Below are 19,280 nucleotides of genomic sequence, written 5' to 3' on the forward strand. Positions count from 1 at the left end.
GATAAGATATCACAGTACAAGAGGAAGTGAGCATACGAAGACGGCAGCACAGGCTGTAATACAAGGTATCGCTGAGGACAAGGGGCTATACGTCCCTGATTCGATACCGCCATTGCCGAAGAAAATATCGGAGATGACAGGCAGACCTTACAAGGAGATAGCCAGGGATATAATAAAAGCATTCTTCACCGATTATACCGATGAGGAGATGCAGCACTGCGTCGATGGCGCCTACGACAGTAAATTCGAAGAGGCGGAGATCGTTCCCGTGAAAGAGGCGGGCGGAGCTTATTTTCTGGAACTTTATCACGGCAAGACGGCGGCTTTTAAAGATATGGCTCTTTCCATACTTCCGTATTTGCTGACCACAGCAATGAAGAAGGAAAAGGAAGATAAGAAAATATGTATACTGACGGCAACGTCAGGAGATACAGGGAAGGCGGCGCTGGAAGGTTTTGCCGATGTCCCGGGGACTGAGATAATCGTATTCTTTCCAAATCACGGCGTGAGCCAGGTACAGGAAAGGCAGATGGTGACCCAGGAAGGCGCCAATACCCATGTATTTGCCATAGAAGGAAACTTCGATGACGCTCAGACAGGGGTGAAGAGGATCTTCAACGACGAGACGTTCGCGGAAAAGCTGGCGGGATACGGTTGCAAGCTGTCATCAGCCAATTCTATCAATATAGGAAGGCTGATACCACAGGTGGCATATTATGTCTATGGCTATGTGAAGCTGGTAGAAAGAGGCGTTATCGCCGACGGTGACAAGGTGAACATCGTCGTCCCTACCGGAAACTTCGGGAATATCCTGGCTGCTTATTATGCGGGAAAGATGGGGATACCTGTAAACAGATTCATCTGCGCCTCTAATAAGAATAAAGTGCTGACGGACTTTTTCGAAACGGGAGTGTATGACACTAACAGAGAGTTCTATCTTACCAATTCACCATCCATGGATATACTCATATCCAGTAATCTGGAGAGGCTCCTCTATCATCTGGCAGGCAATGATGGAGGTGAGATACGCAGATTGATGGATCAGCTGGAATCTGATAAACGCTATCAGGTCAGCGATGTCATCAGAAAAGGGATGGAATCCTTTTACGGCGGTTTTGCTACTGTCGATGAGACTAATGCGGCTATAGGGAAGATGTACAGGGATAATGGCTATCTGATGGACACCCATACAGCAGTGGCCTATAAAGTATATGAAGATTACGCAAAGGAGACGGGTGACGATACGCCAACATTGATAGCATCTACGGCAAGCGCGTATAAATTCGCCGACAGCGTCGCTCATGCCATAGGCCTGGGCGATGAGGAAAACGGGTTCGAGTACGTGAAGGCACTGGCTGCTGCGACAGGTGTCAGAGTGCCTGCCGGTCTCAGGGATCTGGATAAGAAGCCTGTGAGACATAAAGGAGTCATTGAGGTTTCGCAGATGGCCGGAGCCATCGAGGAAAGCGTGAAATAAAGCGGCGAAGGTCGCGGCTTCCGCCTCTCCCAAAAGAGAGGGCAGGCGAGACAGGGAGGATTTCGTCCGGAGCGTTAGGTTTGCCGGATTTTCCGATTTTCGAAGGAATCCGGCAGCGCTGGCACCAAGCGTTGCCGGATTATTAAAGAAACAATGAGATCCGGCAGCAGTGCCGCAAACTTTTGCCGGATTCCGTAATAAGGCATAGAATCCGGCAGCATGTTGCCGGATTTGTAATTAGGTGCGAATATCCGGCACACGATTTTCTCATTCTTACCTGATATATGGCTTTAAATCTCAATATTTGCTGTTCAGGCTGCCGGATCTGTGTCATTCCTTCGATTTCCGGCAAGCAATCGTGTTTCGCGTGCCGGATCAGTATCTTCAAAGCATTTTTCGGCAATAGTTCATGTAAAGACCTGCTGCGTGAAAAGCAGGAAAGCTCCGGGGCGCCGGAAAGTTTCGGGGCGCCGCATGAGCCCGGCTTTGTTAAGATATTGTAATTTTTTCGTGTTTCCCGATGAATTTGGCAGGAATAAGAGTTATAATCGATATAGAGTCGGAGTGTGAGCGAGGCCTGGATGGGATCCGAGGGAGATCCGACGCCGCGTTTCACACTGTAAAGTCTGAAAGGAGGTGAGAGAATGACGAAAGAAACCATGAAGAGCAGGAAGAATATCGCTCTTATCGCTCACGATCATCTGAAGGATGAACTGGTAACGTGGTGCATCGACAACAGAGATAAGCTGAAGGATCATATTTTGTGTGGAACGGGGACGACAGCGACCCTGATAGCAAGAGCAACGGGCTTGGACATAAAAGCTTACAAGAGTGGTCCTTTGGGAGGTGATCAGCAGATCGGAGCCAAGGTGGCCGAAGGAGAGATAGATGTACTGATATTTTTCTGGGATCCGCTGGAAGCACTGCCTCACGATCCGGATGTAAGAGCGCTGCTGCGTATAGCGGTAGTTTACGATATCCCGGTGGCGACCAACAGAGCTACGGCAGATTTCATCATGACGTCGGAGCACATCGACAAGGAGTACGTCCACGATGTCCAGGAATTCAAGCCGTCGGTGGATATAGAGGATATGAGCGAGAAGATACTTGTTTCACAGCGATAAAATGTCCAGATGAAAATCGCAGAGGGTGCGATATCATCCGGACATTTTTTTATTGGAATCGTTGCTATATCTGTTGCGAACGACGTATTTTCGGATATCGGTGTTTTTCTTCCTGCGGATGTGGCGGACGTTATTGTGGACGATAGGCCTCAGCAGTGTGCGACGCTTTATCTTACGGTAAGGAGATATCAATTTGGCGATCCCTCTGTTGTAGAGTTTGAAGCTGAGTATGCCTATCCAGTGTTCCTTTTTCTTCGCTTTTTTGCTCTCTCCTCGTTCTGTTCCGCCTGCCGTTATTTTAGTCCCGCTTTTTACGGCGGCGATAAGATCGTTGTTGCAGCGTATGTCCGCATCTATTTCGGTACACGCCATTCCTATATATTCACTGACATGGGAATCAGAGCCGGCGAAGGTGGGAACGCCGCAATCTTCGGCCAGAATAGCTGCCCGTCTGTTGGATTCGGGTGATTCGCAGGTGTTGAAGGTCTCGATGAAGTCAAATTTCCTCATAAGGCGCATGTTCATATTTTTGAAGCCCATAAGGCTGGAACTGGCCACGCCGAAAGGATGGGCAGGCCCCAGTATGCCGCCGAAGAAATGGACTATTTTGATGAGCTTGCTGCATCGCATGCCACGTATGCTCAGGATGCGGAGATAAAGCCCATCGGGCATGATGACCAGTATGTGGCCGGCATCTTTCGTATCGTATTCTATCCCCCTGATAACGCAGAAATTCCTGTAGCGGGGATCATCTTTTATGGCATCCCATGCTTTACAGCCTTTATAGCTGTTGTGGTCGGATATCATGAACCCGTCAAAGCCCAGAGCCATGAATTTGTGAACGAATTCCCTGACAGATACTCTTGAATCAAGGGAGCCTTCCTTTGTATGACAGTGCAAATCAAATTTCAATCTTTTCGCCTCGGTTCTTAATTCTTATGGATGGAGCAGCTGACGCTTCTCTGTATATAATAGTATTCCCAAACCGGAAAAAATTCAATGAAAAATGTGTGAAAAAAATTTTGACGGTAAAACCCAGTTGACACCATTGCGAGGACAACGTTATAATATTGATGTAAATTTGTTTCGGGGCGAGGTGAAAGTCCTCACCGGCGGTGTATGACGATGAATGTCACAAGTCCGCGAACCCGCGCATTGAGCGGGCCGAACGGGTGAGAATCCCGTACCGACGGTCACAGTCCGGATGGAAGAAACGAAATACTTGCGGCGTGTGGCGGACAGTCGTTGCTATCTGCAAACGCGAGTGTTTTTATCTCGGGATAGATTGCCCGGGATTTTTTGATTGAGCGGCACCTCTGCGCCATGCTCCGAAGCGAGACGACAGAGGCTGAAATGATGATATACAGTGGAAAGAAGGAGTGTTGTACATGTCTCAGAAGACTAACTACGGAAATATCGATGACAGACACAGGATGACTGGCAGGGAGAAGACAGTCAGGCTGGCGAAGATGGGTATGCTGGTGGCAATATCGGTGGTGCTGGTATATTTTATACATTTTCCCATATTCCCGGCAGTGGCGTTTCTCGAATATGATCCCGCCGATATACCTATACTGATAGGGACCTTTGCCTTCGGTCCGGTGGCAGGCGTGCTGCTTACCATCGTGACATCCGTGGTCCAGGGTGTGACTGTCAGCGCTGCCAGCGGAGCCTACGGGATAATAATGCACATAATCGCTACCAGTGTGCTGGTGATAGTGGCAGGTGTCATATATAAATTCAACAAGACGAGAAAAGGCGCGGTGATCGCGTTGATATGCGGTACGGCGGCTATGGCCGTGGTGATGATAGGCGCTAATCTGATAATCACGCCGCTGTTCATGGGTGTGCCACGCAGCATGGTATGGGATCTGATGCCGTTTATAGTGGGCTTCAATGCCATAAAAGCAGGCATAAATTCTATCGTTACATTTTTCCTTTATAAGAGGATATCGGGATTTCTGCACAGAACGGCGTAACGGACCAATATGAGACCGGCCCGCCGGAGCTGAGAAGGGTGCGTTCAATACCGCAGATTTATCTTCGACAGGCAGACCTCAGCGCTGTAGCCCAGCTGCCTGGCATACATCTGCATACCCTCCTTGGCGAGATCCACATGATTTTGGGGAGCTACTGTTATCCTGTTGACGGCATCATGGGCTTTCCTCAGGTTCACACGTATGTATGGGAGCAGGAAGCCATCCTTTTCGCGATAATGGACTTCACTGTCGCTTGTCTCTTTGAGGACGACCCGGTATTCCTTTTCTGCGGCGAATTCCTCCTGCTTGAAGAAAACCGCATATATGGACATGGCTTTTTTGAATTGTTTGCAGTATTTCCTGAAGGATTCATCGCCGCCGTTCCCGGCGGCGTTTTTCATTATATCGTCGAATGAGCAGCCCAGATTTTGGGGGATATCTTTTGTGAGAAGATCATGTATGATTTTTCTCTGGGTTTCTCTGGAATATATCAAAAGTCCATGGTAGGAGATTTTTTTTGTCCTGCTTATCATGTCGAGCAACTCGCCGCTTTTGAATTCCAGATTATATCCGGTGTTGTTGCCGAATTCGGACCAGAGCGTGATGCTGTCGGCTTCCACTGAGAAGGATAGGACGTAGTAGCATTGCCTCTTCATCTCCTCGGTCGTAAGAGAGAGCTGCTGGCGCAGGGAACTGTGCTCCTCAAGTATAGGGAACTCGGTGAGTACATCCCGAGTCAGAGCCAGGGTGTAGCGCATCTCGTTGGTGTCGTTGAGGAAATCGCTCTTGGTGGCAAAGAAGGCCTTGTCTTTCAGGATGCCTTGGACACCGCGGCACTTAGTGTAATGGTATAGATTTTCTTCGGGCTGTATCCTTTTCAGCAGGATATGTTTGTTGGGCACGGCGGACTCCTTTTTCTGTATCAGATTTCTGCATCAAATATCGGGACTGTCAGCAGAGCTTGCTGCCGTTGGCCACCAGCTTGAACTTATAGCCAAGCACTTCGGCGGCCCGCTTACACATGATCATCCGTTCAAGGAATATTTCAAAATAATCCATCAGACTGCAGATATCGTCGTCCAGCTCAAGATTCATCTGTACAGTCCTTTTGTCCTTGTTGATCTCCAGTTTGGATGACAGAGCGGCATAGTTGACTCGGTCATGGATATCGAAGTTTTCCTTGATCGGATTCTGGACCCTGTTCCTCCTGACGTCTGTCTTATCGGCCAGTATGAGCGCCGCAGAGATGGGGTCGACCGCGTTGCCGCTGCTTTCGTCGTGGTGACCGATGGCAGAAGTTATGGTCATGATATCTTCCAGAGACATTTTCATTTCCTTAAGTATCTGATATGCCAGCAACGCTCCGCTGTGAGCATGGTCATTTCTGTTGATGCAGTTGCCGATATCGTGCATATAGCCGGCGATGCGACCCAGTTCGATGTCGTGGCTGCTGTAGCCCAGGGATTTAAGTATCCATCCGGCCCGTGCGGCGACCTTGGCGGCGTGCTTTGTCGAATGGTCGGTGAAGCCCATTGTTTTCAGGACACAGTTGCCCTTATCGATCAGCATATTTATCTCTTCGTTTTTTCGTATATCCTTGTATTTGATTTTTTCTCCCATAATTACCTTCCATTTACATTGTATTAATTAAATATTGTAGTACGTCGAAGACGCGGCGACTATCCTGTTCGTGTAAAATCTCTGTAAAAAGGGTGAAAAACAGGCGGAAAGTAAAGGCGTACTCAGCTAAATGGCGTGCTAACAGATACAGTTCATCGGATCTCGTTTTCAGACGATATACGATAGCCTTCCGAAGCGATATGCCTAAGAGGGGAATTTTGGGAGACCTTTTTGGCATAATTTCCATGTTTCGAAGGTACTGACAGAGGGTAATATGCCAAATCATACTGTTGAAATACGGATCATAGGCATTATTCCCCTTTCTGCTGAGAAGAAATATGCTAAAAAGCTTGGTGTAAATATCATCTTTTGGCATATTCGTTTTCGGGAAGGTCACTCCATTCATGTATTTATGCCTAATGAAAGGGAAAAAGCTGATGTTTTGGCATATCCGACATCTGCGAGAGAAGGCAGCCCCTCTGTGAATCTGGTATGAATTCAACATATGTCCTGACAGCTAAGCCGGGTTAAACTATCTTTCTCCCCACCGGCCTTTATATTCCGCTGTTTGTGTGGTATACTACATTAGTTATGGAGAAGAAAGAAATACTGATGAAAAATGAAGAGGCGGTGCGGGATTTCGGCAGGGAAATGGGGAAGAATCTGTCCTCCGGCAGTATCGTAGCCCTTACGGGAGACTTGGGGACTGGAAAAACCACATTGACTAAGGCTATCGCTGAAGGTCTTGGCGTGACTGAGACAATAACCAGCCCCACCTTCAATATCGTAAAGCAGTATGAGAGCGGACGGCTGCCTCTCTATCATTTCGACGTCTACAGGATAGGGGACGTGGAAGAGATGTATGAGCTGGGGTATGAAGAATACTTCTTTGGCAGCGGTATCTGCGTTATAGAGTGGGCCGAGCTCATAGATGAGATCATCCCGGAGGAAGCCATCCGCATACAGATAGGATACGGACGAGGGGAAGGAGAGCGTATTTACAGGTGTATATTTTAGGAATAGAGACGACGGGAGCCTTTGCTTCCGCGGCAGTGATGAGAGACGACCAGGTGACCGGATATATAAAAGGAAACGACAGGTTCTCACATCTGCAAAATCTGACGCCTCAGATAGAACAGGTGATAAAGGAGAGTGGCATTGCTCTTGCCGATCTGGATGTAATCGCCGTATCGCATGGGCCGGGATCCTTTACGGGGATCAGGATAGGTGTATCGACGGCCAGGGCTTTGTCACAGATCCTGGGAACGCCGTGTGCAGCCGTTTCCAGCCTGGAAGCGCTGGCGCTGAACGCCGCGCCGATGGACAGCGGGGTACTCGTTTGCCCGATGCTGGACGCCAGGAGAAATCAGATATACGGCGGCGGATACATCCTGACGGAAGAGGGGCCGAAGGAGAAGATCAAGGCCGGGCCTTATATGCTGGATGAATTCATGTCGAAGACGGAAAATTATCGTCGGATATTGCTGTTAGGCGATGCAACAGACAGGTATGGTAGAGAGATAGGGCAACTAAGGCATGAAGGTGTGGATATCGCCGCTGAGGGGATCAGATATCAGGATGCTGTCTCGGTAGCAAGGCTGGGAAGCAGGATATATGCTGAAGGTGGCGGAGTAGGATACAGCCAGTTAGAGCCGGATTACATGCGTCTGGCTGAAGCGGAGAGGAAGCTGCGGCGAAAGCAGCAGGAAGGCTGAAATTATGGCTGAAGTCGTGGTAAGGCAGGCTGTTGCCGACGATATGGAGGACATATATGAGATAGAGCACCTGTGCTTCCCTGATCCGTGGAGTCGGGACGCTCTTCTCTACGAGCTTACGGAAAACCCCAGGGCATTTTACATCGTGGCGGAGCTGGAAGGTCAGGTTGTAGGCTATGCGGGGTTGTGGTGGATAGGAGACGAGGGCCATGTGACCAACGTGGCTGTCAGGCCGGGATTCAGGAACAGACATATTGGTCAGGCTATCGTCAGCGTTATGATAGATTTCACATCAGGAGAGGGCATCTTGCATCATACTCTGGAGGTGAGGCGTTCCAATGAACCGGCAATCAGACTGTACGAGAAATTCGGATTCCGTCAGGAAGGGGTGCGTAAGGGGTATTATCTCAATAATGGCGAAGACGCTATAATCATGTGGCGCCATAGCGATGATGATCGGAACGGTCAGAAAAACTGGAACAGTCAGAAAGTGCGGGAATAAAAGACGCTCCTCCGGAAGATAATAGGAATATAAGATTATCTGAGGAGGACGGATATGGGCAGAAACCCGGAAGAGAATATGAATGTGGTTTTTTATCCATGCAGAAAATTTTCCAGAAGACATGATTTTGATGTGTTCAGTATGAGCACATATATGTCTTGTGAGAATTGCAGGCATCTCAACGGAGAAAACCAATGTGAAAAGAAGCTGGAAGAAGGTAGAAACGAGCTATGAAAGACGGAAAAACAGTGACACTCGCGATAGAGTCCAGCTGCGACGAAACGGCAGCAGCCGTGATGTCGGAAGGCCGCGGCGTGCTTTCCAACATCATTTCGTCGCAGATAGATATACATAAGCAATACGGTGGAGTAGTGCCGGAGATAGCCTCCAGACATCACTTGACCAACATCAACACGGTGGTAGACAGAGCCATGGAGGAAGCGGACGTTTCCATGGACGAAGTGGATATGATAGGAGTCACATACGGTCCGGGGCTGGTAGGGGCATTGCTGATCGGGCTGGCTACTGCCAAGGCATACGCGCTGGCGGCAGGGAAGCCTCTCATAGGCGTCCATCACATACATGGGCACATTTGCGCCAATTACATAGAGCATCGGGAGCTGGAACCTCCTTTCATGGCCTTGGTGATATCGGGAGGTCATACTAATATAGTGGAAGTTACGGGGTACAATGAATGCCGGGTGCTGGGCGCTACGAGAGACGACGCGGCGGGGGAAGCATATGATAAAGTGGCGAGAGTGCTGGGACTGGGATATCCCGGGGGGCCTCTCATCGACAGGATAGCAAAAGAGGGGGATCCTCACGCTGTGGAATTCAAGCGGGTGTTCCTGGAAAAAGACAGCTTCGACTTCAGTTTCAGCGGGATCAAGACCGGCGTCCTCAACTACATAAATTCCGAGAAACAGGCAGGCAGGGAGGTAAATGTGGCTGATGTGGCGGCGGGGTTCCAGGCAGCTGTGCTGGACGTCATCGTAGCCAAGACCCTCAGGGCTGCTATCGATATGGGCAAGGACAGGATAGTGCTGGCAGGCGGAGTGGCCGCCAACAGCAGATTGAGAGAAATGATGGCAGAAGGCTGCAGGAAGAACGGGATAGACCTTTATTACCCATCTCCTGTGCTGTGTACTGACAATGCTGCAATGATAGGCTGTGCGGCATATTACAGGTATATGGCGGGAGAACGGGATGATCTTACGCTGGACGCCATACCGAATCTTGAATTATAGGATATAGATATACAGAGGTTACATATATGATTGTGTTATCGGCAAAGGAGCTGACAAAATCCTACGGCACCGATGTCATACTGGACAAGGTGTCATTTCATATAAATAAAGGAGAGCGGGTGGGGATAATCGGCGTCAATGGAGCCGGAAAGACCACCCTTTTAAAGATACTTACAGGCGAGCTCAGCTGCGAGGAAGGCGAGTTTTTTGTATCATCGGAAACAAATATAGGCTATCTGAAGCAGGACGGCGGCTTCGATTCAGAGAATACCGTGATGGAAGAAGTAGAGAACATTTTCGGTGAGTTCCATCGTATGGAGAAAGAGATGGAAGCGCTGCTTCAGCGGATAGAGGAAACGGCCGGGAAGACCGGAGACGATGGAGACGATGGAGAGAGCCGCCGGTTGCTGGAGCGCTATGACGCACTTCAGGAGAAATTCAAGGAACGGGGAGGATATACCTACAGGAGTGAGATGATGGGAATCCTTTCCAGTATGGCCTTCGGTGAGGACAGTTACGGAAAGAAGATATCCACCTTGAGCGGTGGAGAAAAAACCAGGCTGGCGCTGGCGTGTCTTCTGATGAAAAAGCCTGATATACTTCTGCTGGACGAGCCGACAAATCATCTGGATATAGGTACGCTGAAGTGGCTGGAGCAGTACCTTAAGAGTTATAAGGGGACAATAATACTGGTATCTCATGACAGATATTTTCTCGACGAGACAGTTACCAGGATATTTGAAGTGGAGAATCACAAGCTCAGCATATATGAAGGGGATTACAGCTTCTACGCCACTGAGAGGAAGAAGCGCCGTGAAGCGGAGATGAGGCGTTATGAGAATCAACAGAAGGAGATTCGCAGGCAGGAGGACATGATAAGGCGTTTCAAGGAAAGAGGCACCGAAAAGCTGGCTAAGCGGGCCGCGTCGCGGGAAAAGCGCCTGGCTGCCATGGAGGTAGTGGAAAGACCGGCAGGTGAGCGGGACAGGATGAAGATATCCTTCAGAGCTGATTTTCAAAGCGGCCGGGATGTATTGGAGGCAGGAGATGTTTCCAAGAGTTTTGGTTACGGGGCCGGACGGACAGAGCTGTTCAGACATGTGGATCTGGATATAAAAAGAGGCGAGAGAGTATGTATCGTCGGAGCCAACGGTATCGGAAAGACTACGCTGCTGAAAATACTGATGGGAGAGATTTCGTGTAATACGGGACGGATCAAGATAGGCTACAACGTCAAATTCGGCTATTACGATCAGGGTCAGCAGCTCCTTAACGGCGCCAATACAGTCATTGAGGAAGTGAGGGATTCCTACGGCTTGTATTCCGACGGTGAGATAAGGAACATATTGGGGCGCTTCATGTTCAGAGGAGAGGACGTATTCCTCAAGGTAGGAGCTCTCAGCGGCGGTGAGAAGGCCAGACTTTCCCTGCTGAAACTCATGTTGTCAGGAGCCAACGTGCTGATGCTGGACGAGCCGACCAATCATCTGGATATAGAATCCAAGGAGGTGTTCGAGGAAGCGCTGCTGGAGTTTCCGGGAACCAGTATCATCGTATCCCACGACAGGTATTTTCTCAACAGGATACCTACCAGGATAATGGAACTGACCTCCGATGGAATAGAGAACTATCTCGGTACATACGATTACTATGTGGAGAAGAAGCAGCAGCAGATACAGTCAGGGAAGAAGTATCTGGAGGGCATGCAGGAAGACAGAGAAGCGAGGACCTCGACGGCGGCAGAGGAAGTATCGAAAGGCGCGGGGGCTGAAGCGGAAGAGCACCTCTCGTCAGCGGAAAGACGGCGTATCCAGAAGGAAAAGGAAGCTGAGGAAAGGCGTCTGAGGAGGCATCGGGAGGCGCTGGAGAAGGAGATACAGAGCATCGAGGAAGAGATAGGAGAGCTGGAAGCGGAACTGTGCCGCCAGGAGGTGGCTACCGACCATGTGAAGCTTGCCGAGATAGGAAAGATGCTTACGGAAAAGAAGGATGAACTTGACGACAGATACGAGAAATGGCTCCAGCTTCAGGAGCAGTGAAATGAGAAGGACAGACCGTCGATTTTTTTATCAAAACTATTGCAATAAGGGAATTCTTCCTCTATAATGTTGGAAGTTGTAGGGGCAAAGACCCTATGATATAATCAAGTGAAAAAGTATATTTTGTGATGGAGGTATATATCATGACATTAGACAAGATCAAAGGAATAATCGCTGAGCAGCTGGGAGTTGACGAGGATAAGGTCACGATGGAGACTCATCTGATGAAGGATCTGGAAGCTGATTCTCTCGATGCTGTTGAGATCATTATGGCTATCGAAGATGAGTTCGATATCGAAGTTCCGGACGAAGATGCTGAAAAGTTCCAGACAGTAAGCGATATCGTAAGCTATGTCGAGGCCAGAGCGTAAACTGCAAAAGGCTTTATCATGAAAAGACAGGCGAAGATTTCCAATGCGGTGATAAAGAGGCTGCCCAGGTACAGACGGTATCTGAGAGAGCTGCAGAAGAAGGGGATAGACAAGATATCTTCCAGCGAGTTCAGTAATCTTACTGGGTATACCGCATCCCAGATAAGGCAGGATCTCAACAATTTTGGCGGGTTCGGCCAGCAGGGGTACGGATACAGCGTGGACGGCCTTTACAATGAAATAAGCGCCATTCTGGGGCTGGATAAGCAGTATAAGATGGTGGTCGTAGGCGCAGGGAACCTGGGCCAGGCCATCGCTAATCATACATACTACTATAAGACGGGATTCATCGTTTGCGGCATATTCGAGATAAATCCCCGGCTTATAGGCATGAAGATAAACGATATCGAAGTCATGGACTATGACAGGATAGTCGAGTTCGTTGAGGATAACGATATCGATATAGGTATCATATGTACCACCAAGGAAGCAGCTCAGGAAGTGGCGGATAAGCTATGTTTCGCAGGTGTCAGAGGACTGTGGAACTTTGCGCCGATAGACATAGAGACGCCTAACCATGTAGCCGTGGAAAACATGCATATAAGCGACAGTCTCCATTCTCTGGCCTATCATATGAACAAGAACAGAGGCCAGGAAGAAAAGAAATAATACATAAGAATATCGGTAAAATTAAATAACCGTTTCGTTTCGAAACGGTTATTGTTTTCAGATGATATATGCTCGCTCTTAGTCTTCCTGAACCGGAGCGTCAACAGGACATGCGCCTGCGCAAGCACCGCAATCAATACACTTGTCAGCGTCGATAACGTACATGGAATCACCAGCCGAAATAGCATCCGTAGGACATTCATCAGCGCAAGCACCGCAGTTGATGCAAGAGTCTTTAATTACATAAGCCATTTTAACTACCTCCTTTAAGATTATATCATTAAATGACAAACTGATTATAACAAACCTTTATGAGGAATTCAAGATGAAAGTTTACGGACTTATAGGGAAAAGCGGGACAGGAAAAAGTTTTCAGGCTGTGAACCTGTGTAAGGAGCGAAACATAGAGAGTATCATAGATGACGGGCTGTTCATCTGTCGCAATAAGGTCGTAGCCGGGATATCCGCCAAACGGCAGAAGACCAAGGTAGGCGCTGTCAAGACGGCTCTGTTCACCGATGATGACCACAGAGATGAGACGGTGGCGGCCATCAGGAAGATGAAGCCGTCTTCGATACTGATAATAGGGACTTCTGACAGGATGGTCGATAAGATAGCGGCACGTCTGGGCATAGGGCGTATAGGCGAGAGCATATACATAGAGGAGATAACGACGGAGGCTCAGAGGGACATCGCCAGAAGACAGAGGCATGAGATGGGGCAGCATGTCATACCCGTTCCTACTTTCCAGCTCAAGCGCCAGTTTTCCGGTTACTTCATGATCCCTGTCAGACGGCTGCTGAAGGAGCTGGGCCCATGGAGAGATATTTCGGAGAAGTCTGTCGTCAGACCCACTTACAGCTATTTGGGGAACTATGAGATATCGGAAAAAGTCATGGCGGATATCGTGGAGTGTGTAAGGAGGGAGAACCGACAGGTAGCGGAGATCAACAGAGTAGGAGTCGTGCGGATGCAGGATGGGATAGATATATATGTGGCCGCCACCTTTCGCCGCGGAGAAAGACTGGACGAAGCAGCCGCGCGGTTTCAGAGGACAGCCGTTGAGAGGATAGAAGAGATGACGTCGTTCAACGTCAACAGACTGGATCTGGAGGTGAGAGGGCTGATATGATAGTTAAGGAAAAGGGCAATGCCGTCATCGTCGAAGATGTGAGAGATTTCGATCTGGACAACATCTTCGATTGCGGCCAGTGCTTCAGATGGGAACGGGATGAAAAAGGCAGGTATGTGGGGACAGCTTTCGGCAGACATGCGCTGATTGAGTACGATGGCAGCAGTCAGATTCTGATCATACACGGCGCTGACGAGGAGGATTTTCAGACGGTGTGGAGAAAGTACCTGGATCTGGACAGAGATTATGGCAAGATAAAGGAGAAGCTGGCAGAGAGGGATAAAGTCATAGCGCGGGCCATAGATTATGGTCAGGGCATCAGGATACTAAACCAGGAAAAGTGGGAGACCCTGCTCTCATTTATCATATCTCAGAACAACAACATACCGCGGATCAAGAAGTGTATCGATAATCTGGCGCGTACACTGGGATCCCCTTCAGGTCAGTTCATGGGCAGGGAATTCTATGACCTGCCTTCGCCGGAAGTGCTGGCGGGAGCCACGGAGGAGAAGCTGGCGCCGTGCAGACTTGGTTACAGGAGCAAATATCTGATAGAAACTGCCCGTCAGGTAGCGGAGGCGGGGCTCGATAGCCTGGAGAGACTGGGTGCGCCGGAGGTCACGTCGCAGGAGGCTTTCGAGGCGCTCAATGGATACTGTGGTGTCGGACCGAAGGTGGCCAATTGCATCGCTCTGTTTTCCATGGGAAAGCTGGACAGATTCCCCATAGATGTGTGGGTGCGAAAGGTCATGCACAGGTTATACGGTATAGACGAGGGCGATATGAAGGGAATGGCCCGGTTCGCAGAGCAGACTTTCGGGGAATACGGAGGCATCGCCCAGCAGTATCTTTTCTATTACATAACTCACTGTAAAGAAATTTGAAAAAGGTGGTTGACAAAAACGGGAAATGGCTGTAAATTATAGTTAGCACTCATAAATAATGAGTGCTAACAAACAGGCGTGTAAATCAGCAGAGCTGATACCGCATGGTGCGAAGCGGCGATGCTCTGTATAAAATTTAAACGAAAAAGTAAAGGAGATGGCAATAATGAGTATGGGAATCAAACCTTTAGGGGCAAGAGTTGTTATCAAGAAGATCGAAGCCGAAGAAAAGACGGCCAGCGGGATCCTGTTGACAGGCTCCGCCAAGGAAAGACCACAGATGGCGGAAGTAGTCGCCGTAGGACCTGGAACTGACGATGAGAAGATGGAACTCAAAGTAGGAGACAAGGTTATTTTCTCCCAGTATGCCGGTACTGATGTCAAATACGACGGCGAAGAGTACTCGATAATGAGTCAGAGAGACATTCTGGCAACAGTTGAATAGTTGAGGAGCCCCGAGGGGGACGCTGATGTCCAGCTCCGCTGGACAAACATAAGGAGGGATTTTTACAATGGCAAAGGAATTACATTACGGAGAAGATGCCAGAAGGAAGCTTCAGGCAGGTGTCGATAAACTGGCGGATACAGTGAAGATCACATTAGGGCCTAAAGGCAGGAACGTGCTGATCGATAAAAAGTTCGGATCGCCTCTCATCACCAATGACGGCGTGACTATCGCCAGAGAAATAGAGCTGGAAGACGCGGTAGAGAATATGGGAGCCCAGGTAGTAAAAGAAGTGGCATCCAAGACCAATGATGTAGCGGGTGACGGTACTACGACAGCTACATTGCTGGCTCAGATAATAATAAAGGAAGGATTCAAGAATGTAGCTGCGGGAGCAAATCCTATGGTACTCAAGAGAGGGATCCAGGGAGCTGTAGATGTTGCCGTAGATGAGATAAAGAGACTGGCAAACTCTGTGGACAGCAGCGAGAGCATCGCTCAGGTAGCGTCCGTATCGGCTGCCGACGAAGAGATCGGCGGACTGATAGCAGAGGCTATGGAAAAGGTGGGCAAAGACGGCGTCATCACTGTAGAAGAGTCCAAGACAATGGGGACGACCCTCGAGGTAGTAGAAGGAATGCAGTTCGACAGAGGCTATTTCTCGCCTTACATGGTGACGGATACTGAAAAGATGGAAGCCGTGCTGGAGAACCCATATATACTGATAACGGATAAGAAGATATCCAACATCCAGGATATACTGCCTGTACTGGAGCAGATCGTACAGCAGGGAAGAAAGCTGTTCATAATCTGTGATGATCTGGAAGGAGAAGCGCTGGCTACACTGATAGTCAACAAGCTGAAGGGTACATTCGACTGCGTAGCTGTAAAGGCCCCTGGATTCGGAGACAGGAGAAAGGCTATGCTTGAGGATATCGCCATCCTGACAGGCGGCACAGTGATTTCCGAAGAGCTGGGATATGAGCTGAAGGAGACGACGCTGGATATGCTGGGAAGCGCAGCTACAGTGAAGGTCGACAAGGAAAATACCGTTATCGTAGGCGGTGCGGGAGATGCCAAGGAGATAGAAGCGAGAGTATCCCAGATAAAGACTCAGATAGAGAACACTACTTCCGATTTCGACAGAGAAAAGACTCAGGAGAGACTTGCCAAGCTGGCAGGCGGCGTAGCAGTCATCAAGGTGGGTGCAGCTACTGAGACCGAGCTGAAGGAAAGGAAGCTGAGAATAGAGGATGCCCTCAACTCAACTAAGGCAGCAGTGGAGGAAGGTATCGTATCGGGCGGCGGAGTTGCCCTGGTAAACGCTATCCCTGCAGTTTCCAAGTATGTTGACGGACTGGAAGGCGATGCGAAGACAGGCGGCGCTATCATCGTGAGAGCCCTTGAAGAGCCTGTAAGACAGATCGCTGAAAACGCTGGATTCGAAGGCAGTGTAGTAGTGGCTCAGGTCAAGGACAGCAAGGAAGGCGTAGGCTTCAACGCAGCCACCGAAGAATATGTAGATATGATAGGCGCAGGAATCGTAGATCCGGCTAAGGTAACGAGATCTGCTCTTCAGAACGCTGCATCGGCTTCGGCAATGCTGCTGACTACTGAAGCGGGTATAACAGATGTTCCGGCTGAAGAGCCTGCAATGCCTATGGGCGGCGGCATGGGCGGCGGAATGCCTGGAATGATGTAAGGCCGACGATAAAGAACAGAAAATAAAACCCCGGGAGGGCGAGTATCTCAAGGATGACTCCTTTCCCGGGGTTCTCTTTTGCGTATTATTTATCATCCCGCTGAGAGGCCGCAGAACGACAGACTATCATGTCGATCGCTCAGGTGATGAGAAATGTCTGTATATGCGCTTATTTGAATCTGAAACATTTGCCGCACACATCAGGACATGGAATGTATTTGTCGATAGTTTTGCAGTACGCCTGACATTTGGCGCGGTCTATACCCTTTTCCGAAATGGCATTTCCGGGACATGCAGCTATCATCTCGGCAGAGCAGGAGATGCCATCGGCTTCCTGATACATGCTGCTTCTCAGGATGTGGAGATAGGCGGCTTCCAGCTGTTCATCGCTCATAGGCTCCACCTCCTCCGCGTATTTGCCGTCAGTTATCAGTGAACCGACACGGAGTCCATAACAGCCATCGGCGGTACGGAAGGATTCAGCCGGTCCGAAGTCGCCCATGCCGGCCGCGTAAGCCGCCAGTTTATGGGACCACGTACCACGGAATGTCTTCTCATTCCAGTCCATTGGCGTATTGAGACAGGAGGAGAGACGTCCGGCCATGTCGAGGGCGCCTCTTACAGCTCTGTTGATAGCCATGGAAAGCCAGGTGGATTCCGTAAAAGCCCTTACCCACTGTGGGGAAGGAGCGCCATCTTCCTCGTTGCTTCTCATCGCCTCCATATCGTATGGGATAGCATGGATTATCAGCGTTATGCCCGGACGATAGATATTTTTCGGGTGATCGCTCATATTTTTGTCCATGAATATGTTGAAGAGGGGATGACGGGCATCCACGTATCCGATGAGAGGCGTTCCGAATTTCGTCACGATATCCTCCCTTGCTGCAAATTCCTCCATTGTCTTCTGGACGTTCCGCTGAATATGTTTCTTGACATCAAAACCGATCATCATATATCACACCTTTCAAAATCATAGAAGAAATCTTCTGCTGTTAACTGTAACTGATTACATGATATCATATTTTAGACCATAAAGTGTTGCTGTTGCCACGTTATTTTTATACTTTGTGATTTTTTTGCGGAGGCGCGCCGTCAAGCTTGCTTTTTTGGGGCCTGAAGGCGATGAAAAGCAATACGCTCACCAGCATCAGTATCGGATAGTAGAGATACGGAAAGGCATCCAGCGGCGTGATCCCTGTCAGAGCGGCAGCTGTCAGGAGCTGGGCGCCGTAGGGAAGCAGTCCCTGGCCTACGGAGGCGAATATGTCCAGTATCGACGCGACACGTTTAGATTCGACGCCGAACTCATCGCCGATCTCCTTGGCAACAGGACCTGACATGACGATAGCGACCGTATTGTTGGCGGTACACATGTCGACCAGCAGCACCAGCAGGCCTATCCCAAGTTCTGCTCCGCGCTTTCCGCTCACAGATCTCTTTATGGTCTCTATGATAAGAGCGATGCCGCCGTTTTCACGTATAAGAGATACCATGCAGGCGACAATGATAGAGATGATGGATATCTCGAACAGGTCTGTCATACCTTTTCCGATGATGCTGAAAGATTCGAGGAATGTGAAGGAGCCATTGAAGACTCCTGTCATCACCGACAACGCGATGCCGGAAAACAGCACGGCGAAAACGTTGAAACCGGCCAGCGCACCGACCAGCACGATCAGATATGGAATGATCTCGACGAAATTGTAGTCGTAAGTGTCGGGCTTGTAGGTGAGATGAGATGTTTGCAGGTAAAAGATGACTATTGTCAGCAAGGCGGCCGGGAAGACGATGAAAAAATTCTGCTTGAACTTATCTTTCATCTGACAGCCCTGAGTCCGTACAGCAGCGATAGTCGTATCGGATATCATGGAAAGATTATCGCCGAACATGGCGCCGCATACTGTGGCACCAACACAGATGGCGATGGGTATATCAGCCTGCTGGGAGACTCCCAACGCTATAGGCGCCAGTGCGGTGATGGTTCCCATGGATGTTCCCATTGAAAGGGAGATGAAGCAGCCTATGACGAAGATCCCGGCGACCATATACTGAGGCGGGATCATGGAAAGGCCGAAATTCACTGTGCTTTCGACGCCGCCGGAGGCGGTGACGATGCCGGAGAAAGCTCCGGCCACAAGGAATATCAGCACCATGGTTATGATATTGGTATCGCCTGCGCCTTTGGCGGCAGTCTTCAGCTTTTCTTCGAAAGACTTTCCTCTGTTCTGGAGAAGGGCAACGAATAGAGCTATGATGAAAGCCACATAGGCTGGCATACTGTAAAAATCTCTGCTTATTATACCTGCGCCGGCAAAGACTACGATGAATACGAAAAAAGGCAACAGGGCAAAACCACGATACTTCATAGAAG

Annotated in this window: 22 protein-coding genes and 1 riboswitch; of the genes, 16 read left to right on the forward strand and 6 right to left on the reverse strand. The window is 49.4% G+C overall.

The genetic code is table 11. The annotated features are described in order from the left end of the window. Position 1 precedes the first annotated feature (1 nt). Together thrC and ACQY69_RS10905 are read left to right on the forward strand one after the other, a co-directional pair. Positions 2-1,477 carry a threonine synthase gene (gene thrC, locus ACQY69_RS10900; RefSeq protein ID WP_428261054.1) on the forward strand — a complete coding sequence of 492 codons (1,476 nt, stop codon included), beginning with the start codon at positions 2-4 and terminating at the stop codon, positions 1,475-1,477. A 644-nt stretch (positions 1,478-2,121) separates the two neighbouring features. Then, positions 2,122-2,601 (forward strand): methylglyoxal synthase, encoded by a 480-nt coding sequence (locus tag ACQY69_RS10905; RefSeq protein ID WP_428260545.1) that lies wholly within the window; start codon positions 2,122-2,124, stop codon positions 2,599-2,601. 33 nt (positions 2,602-2,634) lie between these two features. Here the strand turns inward: ACQY69_RS10905 and ACQY69_RS10910 are convergent, their stop codons facing one another. Beyond that, entirely contained in the window at positions 2,635-3,513 is an 879-nt protein-coding gene (locus ACQY69_RS10910) for a PHP-associated domain-containing protein (protein WP_428260546.1), read from the reverse strand. A 166-nt stretch (positions 3,514-3,679) separates the two neighbouring features. After that, positions 3,680-3,821: riboswitch (FMN riboswitch) on the forward strand. Positions 3,822-3,989: 168 nt separating this feature from the next. Between ACQY69_RS10910 and ACQY69_RS10915 the strand changes: the two genes are divergently transcribed. Then, positions 3,990-4,580 (forward strand): ECF transporter S component, encoded by a 591-nt coding sequence (locus ACQY69_RS10915; RefSeq protein ID WP_428260547.1) that lies wholly within the window; start codon positions 3,990-3,992, stop codon positions 4,578-4,580. Positions 4,581-4,624: 44 nt separating this feature from the next. Here ACQY69_RS10915 and ACQY69_RS10920 read toward each other — a convergent pair whose 3' ends face one another. Both ACQY69_RS10920 and ACQY69_RS10925 read right to left on the reverse strand, forming a co-directional pair. Continuing rightward, on the reverse strand, positions 4,625-5,482 hold the full coding sequence (locus ACQY69_RS10920) for a DUF2971 domain-containing protein (RefSeq protein WP_428260548.1): 858 nt from the start codon (positions 5,480-5,482) through the stop codon (positions 4,625-4,627). Positions 5,483-5,531: 49 nt separating this feature from the next. Continuing rightward, positions 5,532-6,200, reverse strand: a complete 669-nt coding sequence (locus ACQY69_RS10925; RefSeq protein WP_428260549.1) for an HD domain-containing protein — start codon at positions 6,198-6,200, stop codon at positions 5,532-5,534. A gap of 274 nt (positions 6,201-6,474) precedes the next feature. On the opposite strand from ACQY69_RS10925, the gene ACQY69_RS10930 reads away from it, so the two are divergent. The 9 genes from ACQY69_RS10930 (at position 6,475) to ACQY69_RS10970 (ending at position 12,743) form a co-directional block, all read left to right on the forward strand. After that, on the forward strand, positions 6,475-6,696 hold the full coding sequence (locus tag ACQY69_RS10930; protein WP_428260550.1) for a hypothetical protein: 222 nt from the start codon (positions 6,475-6,477) through the stop codon (positions 6,694-6,696). A 95-nt stretch (positions 6,697-6,791) separates the two neighbouring features. Continuing rightward, positions 6,792-7,217 carry a tRNA (adenosine(37)-N6)-threonylcarbamoyltransferase complex ATPase subunit type 1 TsaE gene (tsaE, locus tag ACQY69_RS10935; RefSeq protein ID WP_428260551.1) on the forward strand — a complete coding sequence of 142 codons (426 nt, stop codon included), beginning with the start codon at positions 6,792-6,794 and terminating at the stop codon, positions 7,215-7,217. Then, positions 7,205-7,915 (forward strand): tRNA (adenosine(37)-N6)-threonylcarbamoyltransferase complex dimerization subunit type 1 TsaB, encoded by a 711-nt coding sequence (gene tsaB / locus ACQY69_RS10940; RefSeq protein WP_428260552.1) that lies wholly within the window; start codon positions 7,205-7,207, stop codon positions 7,913-7,915. Before tsaE ends, tsaB begins: the two co-directional genes overlap by 13 nt. 4 nt (positions 7,916-7,919) lie before the next feature. Beyond that, positions 7,920-8,417: a ribosomal protein S18-alanine N-acetyltransferase gene (gene rimI / locus ACQY69_RS10945; RefSeq protein WP_428260553.1), complete on the forward strand. Its 498-nt coding sequence runs from the start codon at positions 7,920-7,922 to the stop codon at positions 8,415-8,417. A gap of 54 nt (positions 8,418-8,471) precedes the next feature. Continuing rightward, positions 8,472-8,651 (forward strand): hypothetical protein, encoded by a 180-nt coding sequence (locus ACQY69_RS10950; protein WP_428260554.1) that lies wholly within the window; start codon positions 8,472-8,474, stop codon positions 8,649-8,651. Next, positions 8,648-9,664 (forward strand): tRNA (adenosine(37)-N6)-threonylcarbamoyltransferase complex transferase subunit TsaD, encoded by a 1,017-nt coding sequence (gene tsaD / locus ACQY69_RS10955; protein ID WP_428260555.1) that lies wholly within the window; start codon positions 8,648-8,650, stop codon positions 9,662-9,664. Before ACQY69_RS10950 ends, tsaD begins: the two co-directional genes overlap by 4 nt. A gap of 26 nt (positions 9,665-9,690) precedes the next feature. After that, entirely contained in the window at positions 9,691-11,703 is a 2,013-nt protein-coding gene (locus ACQY69_RS10960; RefSeq protein ID WP_428260556.1) for an ABC-F family ATP-binding cassette domain-containing protein, read from the forward strand. 143 nt (positions 11,704-11,846) lie between these two features. After that, the gene (acpP, locus tag ACQY69_RS10965) at positions 11,847-12,074 is read left to right on the forward strand and encodes an acyl carrier protein (protein WP_428260557.1); all 228 of its coding nucleotides are present in this window, start codon (positions 11,847-11,849) and stop codon (positions 12,072-12,074) included. A gap of 18 nt (positions 12,075-12,092) precedes the next feature. Continuing rightward, entirely contained in the window at positions 12,093-12,743 is a 651-nt protein-coding gene (locus tag ACQY69_RS10970; protein ID WP_428260558.1) for a redox-sensing transcriptional repressor Rex, read from the forward strand. A gap of 78 nt (positions 12,744-12,821) precedes the next feature. Here ACQY69_RS10970 and ACQY69_RS10975 read toward each other — a convergent pair whose 3' ends face one another. Then, entirely contained in the window at positions 12,822-12,995 is a 174-nt protein-coding gene (locus ACQY69_RS10975) for a DUF362 domain-containing protein (protein ID WP_428260559.1), read from the reverse strand. Positions 12,996-13,068: 73 nt separating this feature from the next. Here ACQY69_RS10975 and ACQY69_RS10980 point away from each other — a divergent pair, with 73 nt between their 5' ends. The 4 genes from ACQY69_RS10980 (at position 13,069) to groL (ending at position 16,906) form a co-directional block, all read left to right on the forward strand. After that, complete coding sequence (locus tag ACQY69_RS10980) at positions 13,069-13,875, forward strand: hypothetical protein (RefSeq protein WP_428260560.1); 807 nt, start codon at positions 13,069-13,071, stop codon at positions 13,873-13,875. Further along, positions 13,872-14,759 carry a DNA-3-methyladenine glycosylase family protein gene (locus tag ACQY69_RS10985; protein WP_428260561.1) on the forward strand — a complete coding sequence of 296 codons (888 nt, stop codon included), beginning with the start codon at positions 13,872-13,874 and terminating at the stop codon, positions 14,757-14,759. Before ACQY69_RS10980 ends, ACQY69_RS10985 begins: the two co-directional genes overlap by 4 nt. A gap of 172 nt (positions 14,760-14,931) precedes the next feature. Beyond that, the gene (locus ACQY69_RS10990) at positions 14,932-15,204 is read left to right on the forward strand and encodes a co-chaperone GroES (protein WP_428261055.1); all 273 of its coding nucleotides are present in this window, start codon (positions 14,932-14,934) and stop codon (positions 15,202-15,204) included. Positions 15,205-15,271: 67 nt separating this feature from the next. Beyond that, a complete protein-coding gene (gene groL / locus ACQY69_RS10995) occupies positions 15,272-16,906 on the forward strand; it encodes a chaperonin GroEL (RefSeq protein WP_428260562.1) in 1,635 nt (544 codons plus the stop codon). A 169-nt stretch (positions 16,907-17,075) separates the two neighbouring features. Here groL and ACQY69_RS11000 read toward each other — a convergent pair whose 3' ends face one another. Continuing rightward, positions 17,076-17,861: a hypothetical protein gene (locus ACQY69_RS11000; protein WP_428260563.1), complete on the reverse strand. Its 786-nt coding sequence runs from the start codon at positions 17,859-17,861 to the stop codon at positions 17,076-17,078. A gap of 106 nt (positions 17,862-17,967) precedes the next feature. After that, positions 17,968-19,275 (reverse strand): Na+/H+ antiporter NhaC family protein, encoded by a 1,308-nt coding sequence (locus tag ACQY69_RS11005; RefSeq protein WP_428260564.1) that lies wholly within the window; start codon positions 19,273-19,275, stop codon positions 17,968-17,970. Positions 19,276-19,280 lie beyond the last annotated feature (5 nt).

Source organism: Gallibacter sp. Marseille-QA0791, from assembly GCF_965119705.1.
In the GTDB taxonomy this organism is placed as follows: domain Bacteria; phylum Bacillota; class Clostridia; order Peptostreptococcales; family Anaerovoracaceae; genus Lentihominibacter; species Lentihominibacter excrementipullorum.